The following is a 15,179-nucleotide window of genomic DNA, read 5'->3' as shown; positions in this document are numbered from 1 at the left end:
GCGCCAAATTTCTTTGCGAAGAAATTTGACAAGAAAATCCCATTTTCCTGGCCCCGTCTCAGCCGGCCATCGACTCGGCGGCCGCTTTCACATCCTCGGGCGTGCCGATTGCGCGGGTGGCGATGTCGCGGTTGATGCGGCGAACCATGCCGATCAGCGCCTTGCCTGCGCCGATTTCCCACACGTCGTCCACGCCCTGCGCGCCCATGTATTCCACCGACTCGCGCCAGCGCACGGACCCGGTCACCTGCTTGACCAACAACGCGCGGATCTCCGCCGGGTCCTGCACCCCGCTGGCGGTCACGTTGGCGACCACCGGCACGCGCGGCGCCGTGATCGTAACCTCCGACAATGCGGACGCCATCACATCGGCGGCGGGCGCCATCAAGGCAGAATGAAACGGCGCACTGACCGGCAGCAGCATCGCGCGCTTGGCCCCCTTCTCCTTGGCCAGTTCCACCGCCTTTTCCACGGCGGCGGCATTGCCCGAGACCACCACCTGCGCCGGGTCGTTGTCATTGGCGGCCTGCACCACGCCGCCATCCGCTGCGGCGGCCAGGGCTACCTCGGTCACAGTGGCAAAATCAAGTCCCAGGATCGCAGCCATTGCGCCTTCGCCCACCGGCACGGCAGCCTGCATCGCCTGACCCCTCGTGCGCAACAGGCGCGCACAGTCACTGACGCTCAGAGCCCCGGCCGCGGCCAGCGCGGAGTATTCGCCCAGCGAATGCCCGGCCACCAGCGACGCCGCCTCGATGCTCACGCCTTCGGCCTCCAGAGCCCGCATCGTGGCGAGTGACGTGGCCATCAGCGCGGGCTGCGCATTCTGCGTCAGCGTCAGTGTTTCCTGATCGCCCTCCCAGATCAGGTCGCTCAACTTCTCGCCCAGCGACTCGTCGACCTCGTCGAAGACCGCCTTCGCTGCCGGATAGGCATCGGCCAACGCCTTGCCCATCCCGATCGTCTGGGCCCCTTGCCCGGGAAATACGAATGCCTTGCTCATGGTGCCTTGCCCCTCCCATTCAATGCCCTCGGATAGCGTGACGCGACGGGCGGTGCAATGTCGGGGGCCGAAAAACCGCCCTTGCCGCACGCCCCCTGTGCGCAGGCGGATATTGCCCCGGCCACGCGCTCGGCTAAATTGCAGCGCAAGTTTTCGCCACATCAGAGCCTGCACAATGCCCCTCGCCAACGCCCACGACCGTTACGGCACCGTCACCAAAAGCTTTCACTGGCTGACCGCGCTGCTGATTCTCTCAGCCATTCCGCTCGGTCTCTTCGCCAATGACATCGCCCACGCGGTCCGCAACCCGGACATCGTCACGACCGAGGCCGACGTCTCGCGTGCGGCCTTCCTGTTCTCCCTGCACAAGACCATCGGCGTGACCGTGTTCTTCGTGGCACTGCTGCGCATTCTGTGGGCCATGGGCCAGTCCAAGCCGGGCTTGTTGAACGGCGACAAGCCGCTCGAGGCGCGGGCCGCCGAAACCGTGCACTGGCTTCTCTACGGCTCACTGCTGTTGGTGCCCCTGACCGGCTGGATCCATCATGCCGCCACCACCGGCTTTGCCCCGATCTGGTGGCCGTTCGGCCAATCCCTGCCCTTCGTTCCCAAGGATGAGGGGCTCGCGCACACCTTCGCCTCTCTACACTACATTCTGAACTGGGTGTTGTGGCTCAGCCTTGCGGCACATGTCGCCGGGGCGCTCAAGCATCACGTCATCGACCGCGACGCCACCCTGCGGCGTATGCTGCCCGGCCGAACGTCAGCGGAACCCTCGGCGCGTCAGCCCGGACATGTCCTCCCCGCCGTTGCGGCGCTGGTGATCTGGGCCGCGGCCCTCGGCACCGGAAGCGCATTGGGCTATTTCTCGCACGAAACCCAAGGCGCGCCGACAGCAGATGCCGAAATCGCCGAACCGGCCACGGAAACGGCCGCCGCGGAAACCACCGCCCCGACCGAGAACGCCTGGACCGTCACGGACGGGACGCTTGGCCTGACCGTTATCCAGATGGGGTCGGAGGTCGAAGGCCAGTTCGAGGACTGGACCGCAGATATCATCTATGACGAAGCCGCCGACAGCGCCGGCAAACACGGCAGCGTCGACGTGACCGTCACCATCGCCTCGCTGACGCTGGGATCGGTCACCAAGGACGCCAAGGGATCGGACTATCTCGCCGCCGAGACCCACCCCACGGCCACCTTCTCCGCCGACATCGTGTCGCGCGACGGCGGCCATGTCGCCACCGGCACGCTGACGATCAAGGACAACTCGGTCCCTGTCGAGATGCCTTTTGACCTGAACATCGACGGCGACACCGCCACCGCATCGGGCGGGCTGACGGTGGACCGGCGCGATTTCGGTGTGGGCGGACAAAGCGAAGGCAATGTCGGCGCCTCGGTAGATATCCGCTTCGACCTGACGGCAGAGCGCTAGGGCCGGACGGGTCGGTTCACTCGTCCCGGGCTTGACCCGGGACCTCCGACCGTCAAAAGCGCCACGCACAAATAAGGCCCGCATCTCGGAATGCGGGCCTTTGAATTCGACGAACGTCGCTCAGGCTTATTCGGCCTTCTCAGCCTCGATCGAGATCATCACCTGAAGCTCATCGCTTACCGCCGGCGCGGCGTAGTCCAGACCGTAATCCGAGCGCAGCAGTGTCGTCGTCGCGTCGAAGCCAACCCACTGCTTTTCCTGCATCGGGTGCGCGTCCGCCTTGTTCAGTTCGGCATCCAGAACCACCGACTTGGTCGTGCCGTTGATCGTCAGATCGCCGGTTATCTCGGCGGTCGTATCGCCGGTAACTTCGATGCCGGTCGAGGTGAAGGTGATCATGTCGCCCTCTGCCGCGCCGAACATGTCCTCGCTCATGAAGTGCTCGAACCGCTTTTCCCAGCCCGTGTACATCGACATGACCGGGATAGACACCGACACGCTGGAGTTCGCCGGCTCTTCCTGGTCGAACATGATTTCACCTTCGAACCCGGTAAAGACGTTGTAGGTGGTTGAGAAGCCCAGGTGCTCATAGGTGAATACGACCTGGCTGTGGCTGGGGTCGAGGTTGTACTGCTCCGGCGCGGCCAGTGCGGCGGTCGACAAGCCGGCAAGGGCCATCGAGGTGGCGAATGCGATGGTTTTCATGAATGTAATCCTTCCGTGGTGCGTTAATCGCTCCCGACGGAAGATGATGCATTTCTCGCATCGAGCAAGTTGCAAGAATTGAACAGATCGTGTTGAGCGATGAACAGCCCACCCTGCGCGGGCTGACACCGGCTTAGCTGGTCCGGGGCATCGCGCTGCGGATGGCACTGGCCTCTTCGTCCGACCCCAGCGGCATTTCCAGCACCAGCACGCCGGACGCATCCTTGGCGCGCAGCTGGCGTTTGTTCACCGAAAGCTCCTGCAACGCGTCGATGTCATGGCAGGCTTTCAAGGTCGAGCGGCCCTTCGTGTCATATTCGTAGACCCGCAGTTGGCGCTTTACCGGGTCGATCTGCACTTCTGGCGCGGGCGCGTCGCGGTTCAGTCCGTTGAACAGGATCAGCCCGCCCAGCAGCAGAACGACCGACGCGAAGAGCTTGATCAACTGCATTGCCGCATCCTCGGACGGCACCAGCCACAGCCCGCCCGCCGACATGCAAAGCGCCGCCCCGGCGCAGGCGATCAGCGCCCGGCGGGGCGCGCTTTGAGGGGCATCAACCGCCACGGTGTCGTCGGTCAGCTTGGTGTTCTGAAAACGCCCATCGAATGCATGTGCCATTGCTAGTTCCTCGCCCGATTTCGGTTGTGCCCAGACTGCGCAGCGATCGAGACCAAAATGCGGCGGACCGGGGACTGCACCGGGGCGGCGCGCGGGCAATTTCACGGCCCCCGACACCCCTTGCCAAACATGGGGATGCGTCGTATACGCCCACTTCCTTTCGCACGTATATCGAACCGCGCAGTCTCTCGTGGACGGGCCGCGAAAGGATCCAAGGCCCGCCTTTGAAATGCGCCCAGACAGAAGTGGAACTCACATGCCGCTCTACGAGCATGTTTTTATCTCGCGTCAGGACTTGTCCAACACGCAAGCCGAAGGCCTTGTCGAACATTTCAGCACCGTGATCACGGATAACGGCGGCACGATCGTCGAATCCGAGTACTGGGGTGTCAAGACGATGGCCTACAAGATCAACAAGAACCGCAAGGGCCACTATGCCTTCCTGCGCACCGACGCCCCGTCGGAAGCCGTGCAGGAAATGGAACGCCTGATGCGCCTGCACGAGGACGTGATGCGCGTTCTGACCGTCCGGGTCGACGAGCACGCGGAAGGCCCCTCGGTCCAGATGCAGAAACGTGACGAGCGTGGCGACCGCCGCGAACGTCGCCCCTGATCGCTTGAAGAAAGGACACTAAACCATGGCTGCGAAACCGTTTTTCCGTCGTCGCAAGGTCTGCCCCTTCTCGGGCGACGATGCACCCAAGATCGACTACAAGGACACCAAGCTCCTGCAACGCTACATTTCCGAGCGTGGCAAGATCGTGCCTTCCCGTATCACCGCCGTTTCGGCCAAGAAGCAGCGTGAACTGGCCCGCGCCATCAAGCGCGCCCGCTTCCTCGCCCTGCTGCCCTACGCCGTCAAATAAGGAGAAAGACCCATGCAAGTCATCCTTCTCGAACGCGTGGCCAAGCTGGGCCAGATGGGCGATGTGGTCGAGGTGAAGCCCGGCTTCGCCCGCAACTACCTGCTGCTGCAAGGCAAGGCGCTGACCGCCTCGAAAGAGAATATCGCCTCTTTCGAAGACCAGAAGGCCCAGCTCGAAGCGCGCAATCTCGAATCCAAGAAAGAAGCCGAATCCCTAGCGGCCCGTCTCGACGGACAGAAGTTCATCGTGATTCGCCAAGCCTCCGATGGCGGCAACCTCTACGGCTCGGTCTCGACCCGTGACGCCGCCGCCGTCGCCACCGAGGAAGGCTACTCGGTCGACCGCAAACAGGTCCTGATCCGTCAGCCGATCAAGACGCTGGGCCTGCATGACGTCGAGGTGCACCTGCACCCCGAGGTCGAGGCGCATATCGTCCTCAACGTCGCCCGCTCGCCCGAAGAGGCCGAGCTTCAGGCGTCGGGCCGCACCATCCAGGACGTGGCCGCCGAGGAAGAAGAAGCCGCCGATTTCGAGATCGCCGAGCTTTTCGACGACATCGGCGCCGCCGCTTCGGAAGACGACGATCTCGCCGAGGCCGTCGAGGAAGAGACCGCGTCGGACGACGCCGGTTCGAACGACGAGAGCGAAGACAAGTAATCGCAGGCACATCGCCGCGACCCAGGGCCGCCCACCGCGTGTGGGCGGCCTTTTGCGTCGATGGTCGGGTTCTGCGCGGACCCTGAGGCGAAAGCCGGGCGTCATCCCGGATCAGGTCCGGGACGGGTCGGCAGTGAGGGAAGAAGTTGATGGTGGTTCGTTGAATCGCCGCGCATCGACGGGCCGTGGCGCGGCGATTCAACGACGGTTCCACAGCACTTTATTCCCGCCAACTCCGCAAAACCTCCGAGCGGCGCTCCCGGCCTCACCAAATCGACGTGCCGGTGGGGCGGCCCGTCGATGCGCGGCGGTGCAGCAAGCTGCACCTTGGTTCCGCGCGGGTGCTTCGTTCGCAAGGTCGGCTCGGCGGGACGAAGTTGCCGTTCGCTGCCTTCCATCGGCCCCTCGGCGTTTGAAGAAACCGAGCGCTGCGTATGAGAAAATCCGATCTGGTCTTATCATTCTCAAGTTTCAAACGTCGTGAAGTGTTGTATTGCATCGCATCACGCAATGTATCGCGTCGTTCTTCGTCTTGGCTTGGTCCAAGGTGAACCGTTTTAGATACGAGGTCTTTGTGTCGACAAGGTCGGGGTAAGGATATGATCGCAGAAAAGGTCGTTCGAAGAGCGGTCGTCGGGATATTCCTGATACTGCTCGTTCACATGCTGATCGCAGCTAACGACTTTCTAATTCCCGTCGTCGCTTCACTCCTTTCCTATCTCACTCTTCGACCGCCGCAAAAGTGGCTCGCCCGTCGCGGCGTGGGCGGAGGAATATTTGCTGCCTTCGTAATCGTCGGCGTCTCAGTCCTTCTTTTTGTGGGGGCCGCGTGGCTGTCGAGGCCTGTGTCTGAAAGCGTGCGACTTCTTCCGACGGCCATCCGCGATGCGCAGTCGGTCATGCGCAGCGGATCGCCCGGCATCTTTTCTGAGATTGCTGAGGCGGCCGAGGAAACACGTGAAGCGGTCGAGGAAGGCAACGCAGATGAAACGGAGGAAAGTAAGGCTTTAAAGGTGGAAGTCGTTGAAAAGGATAGGACGGTCGAGCAGTTGGTAAGCATTGGACCGTCCCTGCTTGGGCAGGTAGTGCTTTCGCTGGCCCTGCTTTTCTTTCTGCTCGCGTCCGGCGACCTTTTCTCGCGAAAGATCGTCGAGAGTTTCGACCGCTTCGAGGACAAAAAACGCTCGCTTAAGCTCTTGAATGAAGCCCAAGACGATCTTGGCAACTACTTAGGCGCAATCACACTAATTAACATTTGCCTCGGTGCCACTATCGCGGTCTTGATGTACTTATGGGGTATCCCGGAATATCTCGTGCTCGGTTTCCTCGGCTTCGCGCTGAACTTCATCCCCTATCTCGGTGCAATCGCAGGGGCAGCGATTGCCGGACTTCATGGCTACGGCACCTTCTACGACATCTGGCCCGCTCTCGGGGTAGCTGCGACGTACTACGGAGCCACCGCTCTCGAAGGGCAATTCATAACCCCCTATGTGATTGCAAGCCGCCTTCGGCTGAATGCGCCTGTCGTCTTCATCGCGGTCGCGTTCTTTGCTTGGATCTGGTCATTCATTGGCATGATCGTCGCCATCCCGATACTTATTGTCGTCAAGCGGTTGCTGGACGCCAATCCTGGAACCGCAAATATCGGCAGGTTCCTCGAAGGGCATCGGAAAATAGAGAGTTCTGACGAAACTGGCTCAGAAAATGAAACAACATAGGAAGACGGTAAAGGTCTTGTTCTAAAGAGAAGGTCTTGCAGATTACCGAGTTTGCTTCGTTTCAAAGCTTGGGTTCGCGATGTTGTGACGGCAGCTAGCGGCCGACATGCGGAGCCCAAACATCAAAACCTTTGGTCAAGATTGTCCGCCCAGAAGAGAGAAGAATACCAGCCCGAAAGAAAAACGCGGCGCCTGACACGGCGCCGCATCTTTCAGTCTCTTTGAGTCGTATGCACGGGTCTAATATTATGCGTTCAGCCACGGCTGGCGGGTGTCTGGACCCGCATTATCACCGGGGTCGCGCTCGGTTGTCAGCCACGGCTGGGGGTTGTCGGGACCCGCATTATCGCCGGGGTCGCGTTCGGTTGTCATCCAAGGCTGAGGGTTGTCGGGACCCGCATTATCGCCGGGGTCGCGTTCGGTTGTCATCCAAGGCTGAGGGTTTTCGGGGCCCGCATTATCGCCGGGGTCGCGTTCGGTTGTCATCCAAGGCTGAGGGTTTTCGGGGCCCGCATTATCGCCGGGGTCGCGCTCCGCATTAAGCCTCGGAAAATTTTGGACGTTATCACAGAGGTCCCCTTTATCGCGCTCGGTCTTTGTTTTCAGCGGCGGACGCTTGATGTCTACGTCACAGATTTCGCCTTTGTGATGTCCGGCGGTTGACCCCGAGCGCAGGGCTTCCACTCCAGAATCGCGCTCGGCCAGCAACTGGGTGGGGCCAAAGAAAACGAAAGCGGCAATGAAAGTTGTTCCGATGAATCTTAAAATACTTAACGTGTGCATTGTACGTCTCCTCCTAGAATTGAGTTTTGAAAAAATTGTCTTAAACGGGCGTACGATAGAGAGTCTTCACGCCAAACTGGGAAAACAGTACGCGTGAACGATGGTCATTATTGCCTATTTGGTTTGGTTCGAGGCCGCCATAAATCTTAGAGCCCAAACAAGAGAACCAAGAGAAAGACACCATCGTTCTATTTTCTAGTATTAATGAAAAACAGGTGACTCGCTGTGATGGCGTTCACAATTCTTAGGTTTTTTCGGTTTCTTACTCCACCGAACCTGTGCGCCGCAGCACTTCGGCCATGGGCTCAGTCCGGACCTTCGCCGCAAGATGCACGAAGGTCCGCAAGGCAGGACAAAGCGGTCGCGCAGAAGATTTATTCAAATGGTGCAAGCAACCAGAAACCCTCCATTACTCAAAAACCTAAATCTGTCCGGTATGTGCTGACGTTAGACAGCTTATTGCGTCACGTCGGGCTTTTTCTTCAGCGCTTTGATGCGCCGCTGACAACACGTCCGCCGCGCTGTTACCTCGTTTGCAAGCCAGAAGGATGACATCGCCGGGGAGACTCAGTTATTTAAACCGATCACTCACGACCTCATAACGCCGCGTTCAAACGCCGTATTTCGTCAACTTTAGTCGCGCCTGTCGGCGGGGGTGTTATAAGAAGCTCGCCTCGAGATCAGCGCCAGCCCCGGTCTCAGCAAGCAATATCTCGGCAAGGTCCTGCGGAACGATAGGTCCCGTACCACTGGCAAGGCTTTCAGAAAAACTTAAGCCAGAACTCACTACGGAGCCGTCCGCCGTCGGCGCCGCGGCCATTTCGATAGACCAGATGTACTCGTCGAGGTTAGCGGAAAACGGCTGACGGCTGATCTCGATCGTCTCCACGTCCACCGGGTCCAAGCCTCCATGAATGCTCGGATGAAAGGCCAGCGTGTCTAGATCAATCAGAGCGTCGAGCGCGACAAGGTGCGATAGCGGTATGCCAGCACCGTCTACCTCGTCGTAGTCCATAACAACCTTTGTGCCGCCATCGGTCTCAGCCGTCAGATCCACGTCAAAGCCGCCCGGCGTACTGCCACTGGTGGCGCCCCAACTCCAGCTGAGTATCTCGATTTCTGGCCCAGTGGACGGGGTTTTGTCCGTGGTGCCATCGTCTGAACCGTCGGGCTCGTTGGCTATGTCTGCGAGCAGCGCGTCAAGTTGGTCTAAAGCTGCGGCAAAGCCCGATGCACCGGCTTCGTCGACGTCGTAATCGCCGACCGGAACAATATCGAACCCGTAGTTTACATTTATTCCAACGGTGGTGTCGCCTTCGGTGCTGCCGCCGCTGGTATCATAAGACGCGATAATTACCTGCTCCAACTCGAAGGTCATGTAGTCGCCGTTTTCGTCGACCTCGATGGAAAATCCATCGGTGTAGCCGGATATCACCAGTTCAAACATAACGCGCAGAAAACCCGGCGGCAGGACGCCATCAGGGTCCTCGATTAAAAATTCAGTTCCGTCAGGCGCTATTGCAGTCAAGCTGCTTTCACCGCCACCAAAATCCTGTTTTAAACTCCAATCTATAGTGTAGGTCATTTCTGGTCCTCCCAGCGGGATGTGTTTCGATACAGGTATTTTCTCCGAGGTTGAGTTAGATGGACCGCATCATGCAGACGCGAACGCCTCTCGGCAATGTTTTTTGGGGATTGTGCAGCCGACGCATACTCGAAGGACCGCGCGATATGCGGGCGCGTTGGTCTATTCAACAGGCTTAGAAAACTGGAGCCGCTGTTGAAAAATTACTCATAAATTCAAGGCGCAACCTAAGTTTGAACATTGGCGTCAAGCCGATGAATTGACGTCATCTTCGGTCGAAAGACTGGGGTTCATCTACTTGCACCCCATTGCAAGTCATCAAGCAAGTCAGCCCACCTTTGGGCCATCTCCACCCGTTCATCTCAGAACGCGCCACGCGCATAGGCTTGGCGCACCTCGTTGCGCGCCAGGATGAAGGAGCTTGCGTCCGAACGGCGACGGTTCGGGTATCCATGCCAACCCCACTCAGAAAGGAAAGTGAGGCAGTCCCATATTCGGTTTTTGCTTACACCGCGTAGGCCACGCTTCCCTTCCTCCCAATCGAACTGGGTTCAAACTATGGTTTGATCGAGTTGAATGACGGCTTCCACAGAAGTCACCCTGTGATTCCGCACGTGCAGAGAATATCAGATTCCCGCCCTTCGCGACGGATGCTGCAACCTGAAGCAACGACCGAGTTGGGCTCGAAGCGGCCATCGCTATCAGACCCGTCGCCTGCCCCAGAAAAAAGGGCCGCCCCACCGGACGGCCCCTTCCCTAAAGCGAAAACCGGCAGACATCAGTCTTCCAGCTTCTCGACCTCTTTCTCAAGCTCGTCCTTGGACACCTCTTTCTCGGTGATCTCGGCCTGATCGGCGATATGGTCGATGACCTTGTCCTCGAAAATCGGCGCGCGCAGTTGCTGGCGCATCTGCGGGTTCTTCTGCACGAACTCGAAGAATTCACGCTCCTGCCCCGGGTATTGCCGCGCCTGCTCCATGACGGCTTGCGTCATTTCCTGGTCGGTCACCTCGACCTCGGCCTTCTGGCCCAGGTCGGCCAGCAGCAGGCCAAGACGCACGCGGCGCTCGGCCAGCGTCTTGTGCTCGTCGGTCGGCTCGATCTCGGGGTGGTCGTGGCCCTCGACGTCGGGGTTTTCCTCGTGCCACAGCTGGTGCGCGATCTGGCCCGCTTCGGCCTCGACCATGCTCGGCGGCAGCTCGAAACTGACCAGCCCGTCCAGTTGGTCGAGGATGCCGCGCTTCATCACCGCGCGGGCCGCACCGGCGTACTCGGCTTCCAGACGCTCGGCGATCTGTTCCTTCAGCGCGTCAAGGCTTTCGGCCCCGAACTTCTCGGCCAGCGCATCGTCGACCTCGGCCGCCACGGGCTCCTTCACCGCCTTCACGGTGCAGGTGAACTCGGCGTCCTTGCCCGCCAGGTGCGGCGCCTGGTATTCCTCGGGGAAGCTGACCTTGACCACCTTCTCCTCGTCCACCTTCACGCCGACCAGCTGTTCCTCGAACCCGGGGATGAAGCTGTTCGAACCGAGCGTCAGCGGATAATCCTCCGCGCTGCCGCCCTCGAACGCCTCGCCGTCGACACGGCCCACGAAATCGATCGTGACCTGATCGCCATCCTTGGCCTTGGTGCCTTTCTTGCGGTCCTTGAAGTCCTGCGCGCTGGACGCCAGGTTCTGCAGCGCCTCGTCGACTTCCGCGTCACCGGCCTTCACGACCAGTTTCTCGGCCTTCACCTTGGACAGGTCCACATCAGGGATGTCCGGCAGCGCCTCGTAGGTCATCTCGACCTCGACATCGTCGCCCGGTTTCCAGTCCTCGTTGACCATCTTCACGGCGGGCTCTGCGGCAGGGCGCTCGCCCTTGTCTTCAAAGTGCTGGCTCATGGCGCCGTCGACGGCTTCCTGCATGGCCTCGCCCATGACACGCTCGCCGAACTGCTTTTTCAGCAGCGGCAGCGGCACCTTGCCCTTGCGGAACCCCTTCATCTCGACATCGGGTTGCGCTTCCTTCAGCTTGTCCATGACCTTGTCGTCCAGCTCCTGGGCCGACAGTTTCATCGTGTAGCCGCGTTTCAGCCCTTCATTGAGCGTCTCTGTGACCTGCATGTTCGTCCTTCCATTGCAAAAAGGCCGCGGAGGCGTCCGCGGCGGTCAAAATCACTCCGGCTATCTATTGATGGAGGCTGGGGCGTGCAAGCGGAGTCTTGGCGCATCCGCGCCAAGACTCCGTCCCGGGCTTGACCCGGGACCTCCTGGCAACCCAGCACCATCCGTTCCGGACTCGATCCCGGGACCTCCCCGCCACCTTGCACCACCCGTCCCGGGCTCGATCCGGGACCTCCTAGCCCCCCACGTATTTCCGCACGATCGCACTCACCTGCCCGGGCGGCAGGACGGGCGGCACCTGCGTCAGCACCTCGCCCTCCGGGTCCAGCACGTAGATGAAGCTGCCATGGCTGTAGATCGGCCCGTGTTCGGGGTCGTCGAACAGGTGCTCGAACTCCACCTGGAACGCGTCATAGGCCACGTCCAGCGCCTCGGGCGTGCCGGTCAGCCCCAAGAGATCATCCGACACCTCTGCCAGCGACGGCCCCATCGTCTCGACAGTGTCCAGCTTGGGGTCGATCGTCACCACCAGCGCCGACATCTCCACGCCGTCCGCCTCCAACTGCGCCACAGCATCGGCCATCAGCGGCAACGCCGCGCTGCAAATGCCGGGACAGTTGGCATAGCCGAAAAAGAGCAACTGATGCCGGCCCTGCGGGTCCGCCTGCGTCCGCGTTCGGCCCATGTGATCGGTCAATTCGAACGGCCCGCCAACCTCCCACGGCAGAGCGGTCGGCGCGTCTTTCAGCGCGGCCGCAAGTCTGTCATCGGAAACAGGCTTCGCGTCCTGCCCATGATCCTCTCCGTCATGGGCCAGCGCCGCTCCGGCCAGCAGGCACACCGCGGCTGCCAGCTTTCCCCGCATCAGAACCACTCCTCGATAAAGGCCGCGTCCGCCTCGAGCCCGAGGCCCAGGTACCCGCTCTCCTCGATCATGCCGTTCACCCGCGGATCGCGTCGGAACCAAGGGCCCTTGCCATCCGCATTCGGGTTAGCTTCAGCCCATTTCTTGGTCCAGCTGTTGGCCGTAACCCACTCGCTCTCGCCCACCTCGCGGATCTTCTGCACAAGGTAGATATTCGTGGCGCCCAGCTCCAGGTCCTCGATCATCAGCCCGTCCACTTCGACCTCTGCCCCGCAATAGGGCGCCAGTTCCAGCGCCGCGCCGGTAAAGGCGGGCTGGCTGTTCTTGTTGGGATAGACCAGCACGCCGTCAGCCGCGCGCAAGAGCCCCAGCTGCCGCTTGCCCCCGCCGCAATCCTCGGCGCAGTCGCCGGTCAACTCGCACAGCATGTCCACCACCGTCGCCTCGAACCGCGCCGGTTTCTCGGCGGCCAGGTTCCAGCTTTTGGCCTCGGAGCCTTCCGAGAAGTCCTGCGCCGCCGCCGGCAGGCAGAGGCAGAGTGCGGCCGTTGTCATGGCAATCCGTTTCATGGTCACATTCCTCATTCCGCAGGTTCGGGGATGGCAAAGCCCGGCACCGGGCCATAGATGTCGTGGCTCAGGTTGGTGATCCCGTGATCCGTCACCACCTCCTCGACCACCAGGTAATTCAGCCCGTCGCGCCGATACAGCATTCCGTCCGCCGTCACCTCGTGGCTGGCCAACCGCAGCTGCGTGTCCCCGCTGGCCGACTGGTCGTCACCTTCGATCTTCAGCACCATGTAGACCTCGCCATCCTCGCCCAACAGGCCCACCGGGATGCCCCCCGCCGAACACCATAACGCACAGGTGTGGTGTGCAGTGCCCACCACCGCGTCGGGCCCGCCCATGACACCCGAGTAATAGCACCAGGTGTCGATGATCTCGCCCCTGACCTCGATCCGTTCGCCCTCGGCCGCCAGCCCGACGCCCGGCAACAGGCCGGCCAGCGCCGCAAGTCGTGAAATTCGTCCCATCCCTTGATCCTTTGCAAAATGACTTTCTTATCCGATGCCGCGATTAAGCCCCGAGCGCCGATCACAGGTCCAATCACGTTTTTTTGGGACAGCGTGAAATGCGGCGGCGGCCGGGCCTGCCACACGCATGCTTCGAGACTCTTGCCGAGAATTGCCAATGCAGAACGTTGCAGGTGGAAGTATCAAATTCGTGCCAAACCGGCCTGAAATCGCCGAGAACGAAAGGCCCGTCGAAAATGGTGCCCCCACACGGACTCGAACCGCGGACCTACTGATTACAAATCAGTTGCTCTACCAGCTGAGCTATAGGGGCACTGACCGCTTGATTACGCATCCCCGGCACGATCCGCAAGATGAAATCTGGACTCGACCCTGCGTAACCGAAAGCGGTTTAACTGCCGGAGAAAGCCTCTATATTGCGCCCGCGAACGCAACAAGGGGAGTGTTCAGGATGCAGGTCGTTATCCACGCCGGCGCGCACATGACGGACGAGGATCGTCTGATAAATACCCTGCTGGCGAACCACGATCTGCTGTCCGAAATCGGCACCGACGTGCCCGAACCGAAATCCTATCGCAAGCTGTTGCGCGACATCCTAAACGACGTGACCGAAAGCGGGATCAGCCCGGAAACCCGCGATGACGTGCTCTCGGCCATCAACCATGAGGCGGGCAACGACCGGCTGGTCCTGTCCAACCAGGCCTTTTTCGGCACGCCCAAGATGGCCGTGGGTCAGGGTATGTTCTATCCTGCGGCCGAAATGCGGATCGAGGCGTTCCGCCAGATCTTTGCCAATGACGGGCTGGAACTGTTCCTTGGCCTGCGCGACCCGGCCACGCACCTGCCTGCGCTCTTTGCAAAGACACCGCACGACACGATGGCCGACTTCCTGAATGGCGTCGACCCGGCACAGTTCCGCTGGTCCGAGACGATCGCCCGCTTCCGCCGGAACTTTCCCGACATGCCGATCACTGTCTGGTGCAACGAGGACAGCCCTCTGGTCTGGGCGCAGGTCCTGCGCGAGATGGCCGGGCTTGACCCGCATGCCGGGTTCGAAGGTGAATTCGCACTGTTGCAGGAGATCATGACGACCGCCGGCATGAAACGCTTCGAGGCCTATCTTGCCTCGCATCCCGGCATGACGGAAACCCAGAAGCGCCGCGTGATCTCGGCCTTCCTCGACAAATTCGTCAAGGACGAGGAAATCGAGGAGGAACTGGACCTTCCCGGCTGGACCGAGGAACTGGTCGATACCTTGTCCGAGGCCTATGACGAAGACGCCTACGAGATCGAACGCATCCAGGGCGTGAACTTCATCGCGCCCTGAGGCCGTCTCGCGTGTCGCTATCGTAGGATGGGTGGAAACCCACCCGCCGACACGCCGGCCCGAACACTCACATCCCCAGCGCTTCCTTGTACATCTCCAGAACCGCCTCTTCCTCGGCGATGTCGTCCTTGTCCCGTTTGCGCAGCGCGACCACCTTGCGCATGACCTTGGTGTCGTATCCGCGCGCCTTGGCCTCGGCCATCACCTCTTTCTGCTGCTCGGCAATGTCCTTCTTTTCCTGCTCCAGACGCTCGAACCGTTCGATGAACTGGCGCAGCTCGTCGGCGGTTACACGGTAGCTGCTGTCGGGGCCGGGTTGGGGGTTCTGGTCGTCCATGAAGGCTCTCCAAGGTCTGGGCTGGGCCTCTTGACTACAAGCGCGTCAGTCGTCCCGCAAGCCCGTTTTCGCGCTCTGTCGCTTGCGATGCCACGCCCGATGCGCTACCCGCGGTCGCACCCATGAAGGTCTATCGCGG

The 15,179-nt window shown here is 60.9% G+C and carries 16 protein-coding genes and 1 tRNA gene; 6 read left to right on the top strand and 11 right to left on the bottom strand.

The features are described from left to right. Positions 1–58: 58 nt before the first annotated feature. The gene (gene fabD / locus C2I35_RS16350) at positions 59–1,003 is read right to left on the bottom strand and encodes an ACP S-malonyltransferase (RefSeq protein ID WP_103764136.1); all 945 of its coding nucleotides are present in this window, start codon (positions 1,001–1,003) and stop codon (positions 59–61) included. A gap of 175 nt (positions 1,004–1,178) precedes the next feature. Between fabD and C2I35_RS16345 the strand changes: the two genes are divergently transcribed. Beyond that, entirely contained in the window at positions 1,179–2,438 is a 1,260-nt protein-coding gene (locus tag C2I35_RS16345) for a cytochrome b/b6 domain-containing protein (protein WP_103764135.1), read from the top strand. A gap of 126 nt (positions 2,439–2,564) precedes the next feature. On the opposite strand, the gene C2I35_RS16340 is transcribed toward C2I35_RS16345, so the two are convergent. Further along, on the bottom strand, positions 2,565–3,143 hold the full coding sequence (locus C2I35_RS16340) for a YceI family protein (RefSeq protein WP_103764134.1): 579 nt from the start codon (positions 3,141–3,143) through the stop codon (positions 2,565–2,567). 133 nt (positions 3,144–3,276) lie between these two features. After that, entirely contained in the window at positions 3,277–3,762 is a 486-nt protein-coding gene (locus C2I35_RS16335) for a hypothetical protein (RefSeq protein ID WP_103764133.1), read from the bottom strand. 256 nt (positions 3,763–4,018) lie between these two features. On the opposite strand from C2I35_RS16335, the gene rpsF reads away from it, so the two are divergent. The 4 genes from rpsF (at position 4,019) to C2I35_RS16315 (ending at position 7,003) form a co-directional block, all read left to right on the top strand. Beyond that, positions 4,019–4,375: a 30S ribosomal protein S6 gene (gene rpsF / locus C2I35_RS16330; protein ID WP_103764132.1), complete on the top strand. Its 357-nt coding sequence runs from the start codon at positions 4,019–4,021 to the stop codon at positions 4,373–4,375. Between the two features lie 25 nt (positions 4,376–4,400). Then, positions 4,401–4,628, top strand: coding sequence for a 30S ribosomal protein S18 (gene rpsR, locus C2I35_RS16325; protein ID WP_093029287.1), 228 nt, complete (start codon positions 4,401–4,403; stop codon positions 4,626–4,628). A 12-nt stretch (positions 4,629–4,640) separates the two neighbouring features. Next, the gene (rplI, locus tag C2I35_RS16320; protein WP_103764131.1) at positions 4,641–5,285 is read left to right on the top strand and encodes a 50S ribosomal protein L9; all 645 of its coding nucleotides are present in this window, start codon (positions 4,641–4,643) and stop codon (positions 5,283–5,285) included. A gap of 599 nt (positions 5,286–5,884) precedes the next feature. After that, the gene (locus C2I35_RS16315; protein ID WP_103764130.1) at positions 5,885–7,003 is read left to right on the top strand and encodes an AI-2E family transporter; all 1,119 of its coding nucleotides are present in this window, start codon (positions 5,885–5,887) and stop codon (positions 7,001–7,003) included. A gap of 246 nt (positions 7,004–7,249) precedes the next feature. On the opposite strand, the gene C2I35_RS16310 is transcribed toward C2I35_RS16315, so the two are convergent. The 7 genes from C2I35_RS16310 to C2I35_RS16280 all read right to left on the bottom strand — a co-directional run bounded on the left by C2I35_RS16310 (position 7,250) and on the right by C2I35_RS16280 (position 13,689). Beyond that, positions 7,250–7,786, bottom strand: a complete 537-nt coding sequence (locus C2I35_RS16310; protein WP_146050057.1) for a hypothetical protein — start codon at positions 7,784–7,786, stop codon at positions 7,250–7,252. A 658-nt stretch (positions 7,787–8,444) separates the two neighbouring features. After that, positions 8,445–9,371 (bottom strand): hypothetical protein, encoded by a 927-nt coding sequence (locus tag C2I35_RS16305; RefSeq protein WP_103764128.1) that lies wholly within the window; start codon positions 9,369–9,371, stop codon positions 8,445–8,447. 778 nt (positions 9,372–10,149) lie between these two features. Next, positions 10,150–11,478, bottom strand: coding sequence for a trigger factor (gene tig, locus C2I35_RS16300; RefSeq protein WP_103764127.1), 1,329 nt, complete (start codon positions 11,476–11,478; stop codon positions 10,150–10,152). A 235-nt stretch (positions 11,479–11,713) separates the two neighbouring features. Further along, entirely contained in the window at positions 11,714–12,343 is a 630-nt protein-coding gene (locus C2I35_RS16295) for an SCO family protein (protein WP_103764126.1), read from the bottom strand. Continuing rightward, a complete protein-coding gene (locus C2I35_RS16290; protein WP_245890520.1) occupies positions 12,343–12,912 on the bottom strand; it encodes a hypothetical protein in 570 nt (189 codons plus the stop codon). Before C2I35_RS16290 ends, C2I35_RS16295 begins: the two co-directional genes overlap by 1 nt. Positions 12,913–12,923: 11 nt before the next feature. Beyond that, positions 12,924–13,376: a hypothetical protein gene (locus C2I35_RS16285; protein ID WP_103764125.1), complete on the bottom strand. Its 453-nt coding sequence runs from the start codon at positions 13,374–13,376 to the stop codon at positions 12,924–12,926. Between the two features lie 237 nt (positions 13,377–13,613). Next, positions 13,614–13,689: transfer RNA gene (locus tag C2I35_RS16280), tRNA-Thr, on the bottom strand. A gap of 138 nt (positions 13,690–13,827) precedes the next feature. On the opposite strand from C2I35_RS16280, the gene C2I35_RS16275 reads away from it, so the two are divergent. Beyond that, the gene (locus tag C2I35_RS16275; RefSeq protein ID WP_103764124.1) at positions 13,828–14,703 is read left to right on the top strand and encodes a hypothetical protein; all 876 of its coding nucleotides are present in this window, start codon (positions 13,828–13,830) and stop codon (positions 14,701–14,703) included. 67 nt (positions 14,704–14,770) lie between these two features. On the opposite strand, the gene C2I35_RS16270 is transcribed toward C2I35_RS16275, so the two are convergent. Beyond that, positions 14,771–15,040, bottom strand: a complete 270-nt coding sequence (locus tag C2I35_RS16270; protein ID WP_103764123.1) for a DUF2312 domain-containing protein — start codon at positions 15,038–15,040, stop codon at positions 14,771–14,773. Positions 15,041–15,179: the final 139 nt, after the last annotated feature.

Source organism: Roseovarius confluentis, assembly GCF_002917925.1.
Taxonomy (GTDB): Bacteria; Pseudomonadota; Alphaproteobacteria; order Rhodobacterales; family Rhodobacteraceae; genus Roseovarius; species Roseovarius confluentis.
This window is presented reverse-complemented; position numbering and strand designations above follow the sequence as displayed.

Bases quoted from the DNA above. Each gene is read 5' to 3' on its own strand.
- rpsR (WP_093029287.1), top strand. From the start codon at position 4,401: ATGGCTGCGAAACCGTTTTTCCGTCGTCGCAAGGTCTGCCCCTTCTCG.
- C2I35_RS16305 (WP_103764128.1), bottom strand. From the start codon at position 9,371: ATGACCTACACTATAGATTGGAGTTTAAAACAGGATTTTGGTGGCGGT.
- C2I35_RS16290 (WP_245890520.1), bottom strand. From the start codon at position 12,912: ATGAAACGGATTGCCATGACAACGGCCGCACTCTGCCTCTGCCTGCCG.
- C2I35_RS16335 (WP_103764133.1), bottom strand. From the start codon at position 3,762: ATGGCACATGCATTCGATGGGCGTTTTCAGAACACCAAGCTGACCGAC.
- C2I35_RS16345 (WP_103764135.1), top strand. From the start codon at position 1,179: ATGCCCCTCGCCAACGCCCACGACCGTTACGGCACCGTCACCAAAAGC.
- tig (WP_103764127.1), bottom strand. From the start codon at position 11,478: ATGCAGGTCACAGAGACGCTCAATGAAGGGCTGAAACGCGGCTACACG.
- rplI (WP_103764131.1), top strand. From the start codon at position 4,641: ATGCAAGTCATCCTTCTCGAACGCGTGGCCAAGCTGGGCCAGATGGGC.
- rpsF (WP_103764132.1), top strand. From the start codon at position 4,019: ATGCCGCTCTACGAGCATGTTTTTATCTCGCGTCAGGACTTGTCCAAC.
- C2I35_RS16295 (WP_103764126.1), bottom strand. From the start codon at position 12,343: ATGCGGGGAAAGCTGGCAGCCGCGGTGTGCCTGCTGGCCGGAGCGGCG.
- C2I35_RS16285 (WP_103764125.1), bottom strand. From the start codon at position 13,376: ATGGGACGAATTTCACGACTTGCGGCGCTGGCCGGCCTGTTGCCGGGC.
- C2I35_RS16310 (WP_146050057.1), bottom strand. From the start codon at position 7,786: ATGCACACGTTAAGTATTTTAAGATTCATCGGAACAACTTTCATTGCC.
- C2I35_RS16275 (WP_103764124.1), top strand. From the start codon at position 13,828: ATGCAGGTCGTTATCCACGCCGGCGCGCACATGACGGACGAGGATCGT.
- C2I35_RS16340 (WP_103764134.1), bottom strand. From the start codon at position 3,143: ATGAAAACCATCGCATTCGCCACCTCGATGGCCCTTGCCGGCTTGTCG.
- fabD (WP_103764136.1), bottom strand. From the start codon at position 1,003: ATGAGCAAGGCATTCGTATTTCCCGGGCAAGGGGCCCAGACGATCGGG.
- C2I35_RS16315 (WP_103764130.1), top strand. From the start codon at position 5,885: ATGATCGCAGAAAAGGTCGTTCGAAGAGCGGTCGTCGGGATATTCCTG.
- C2I35_RS16270 (WP_103764123.1), bottom strand. From the start codon at position 15,040: ATGGACGACCAGAACCCCCAACCCGGCCCCGACAGCAGCTACCGTGTA.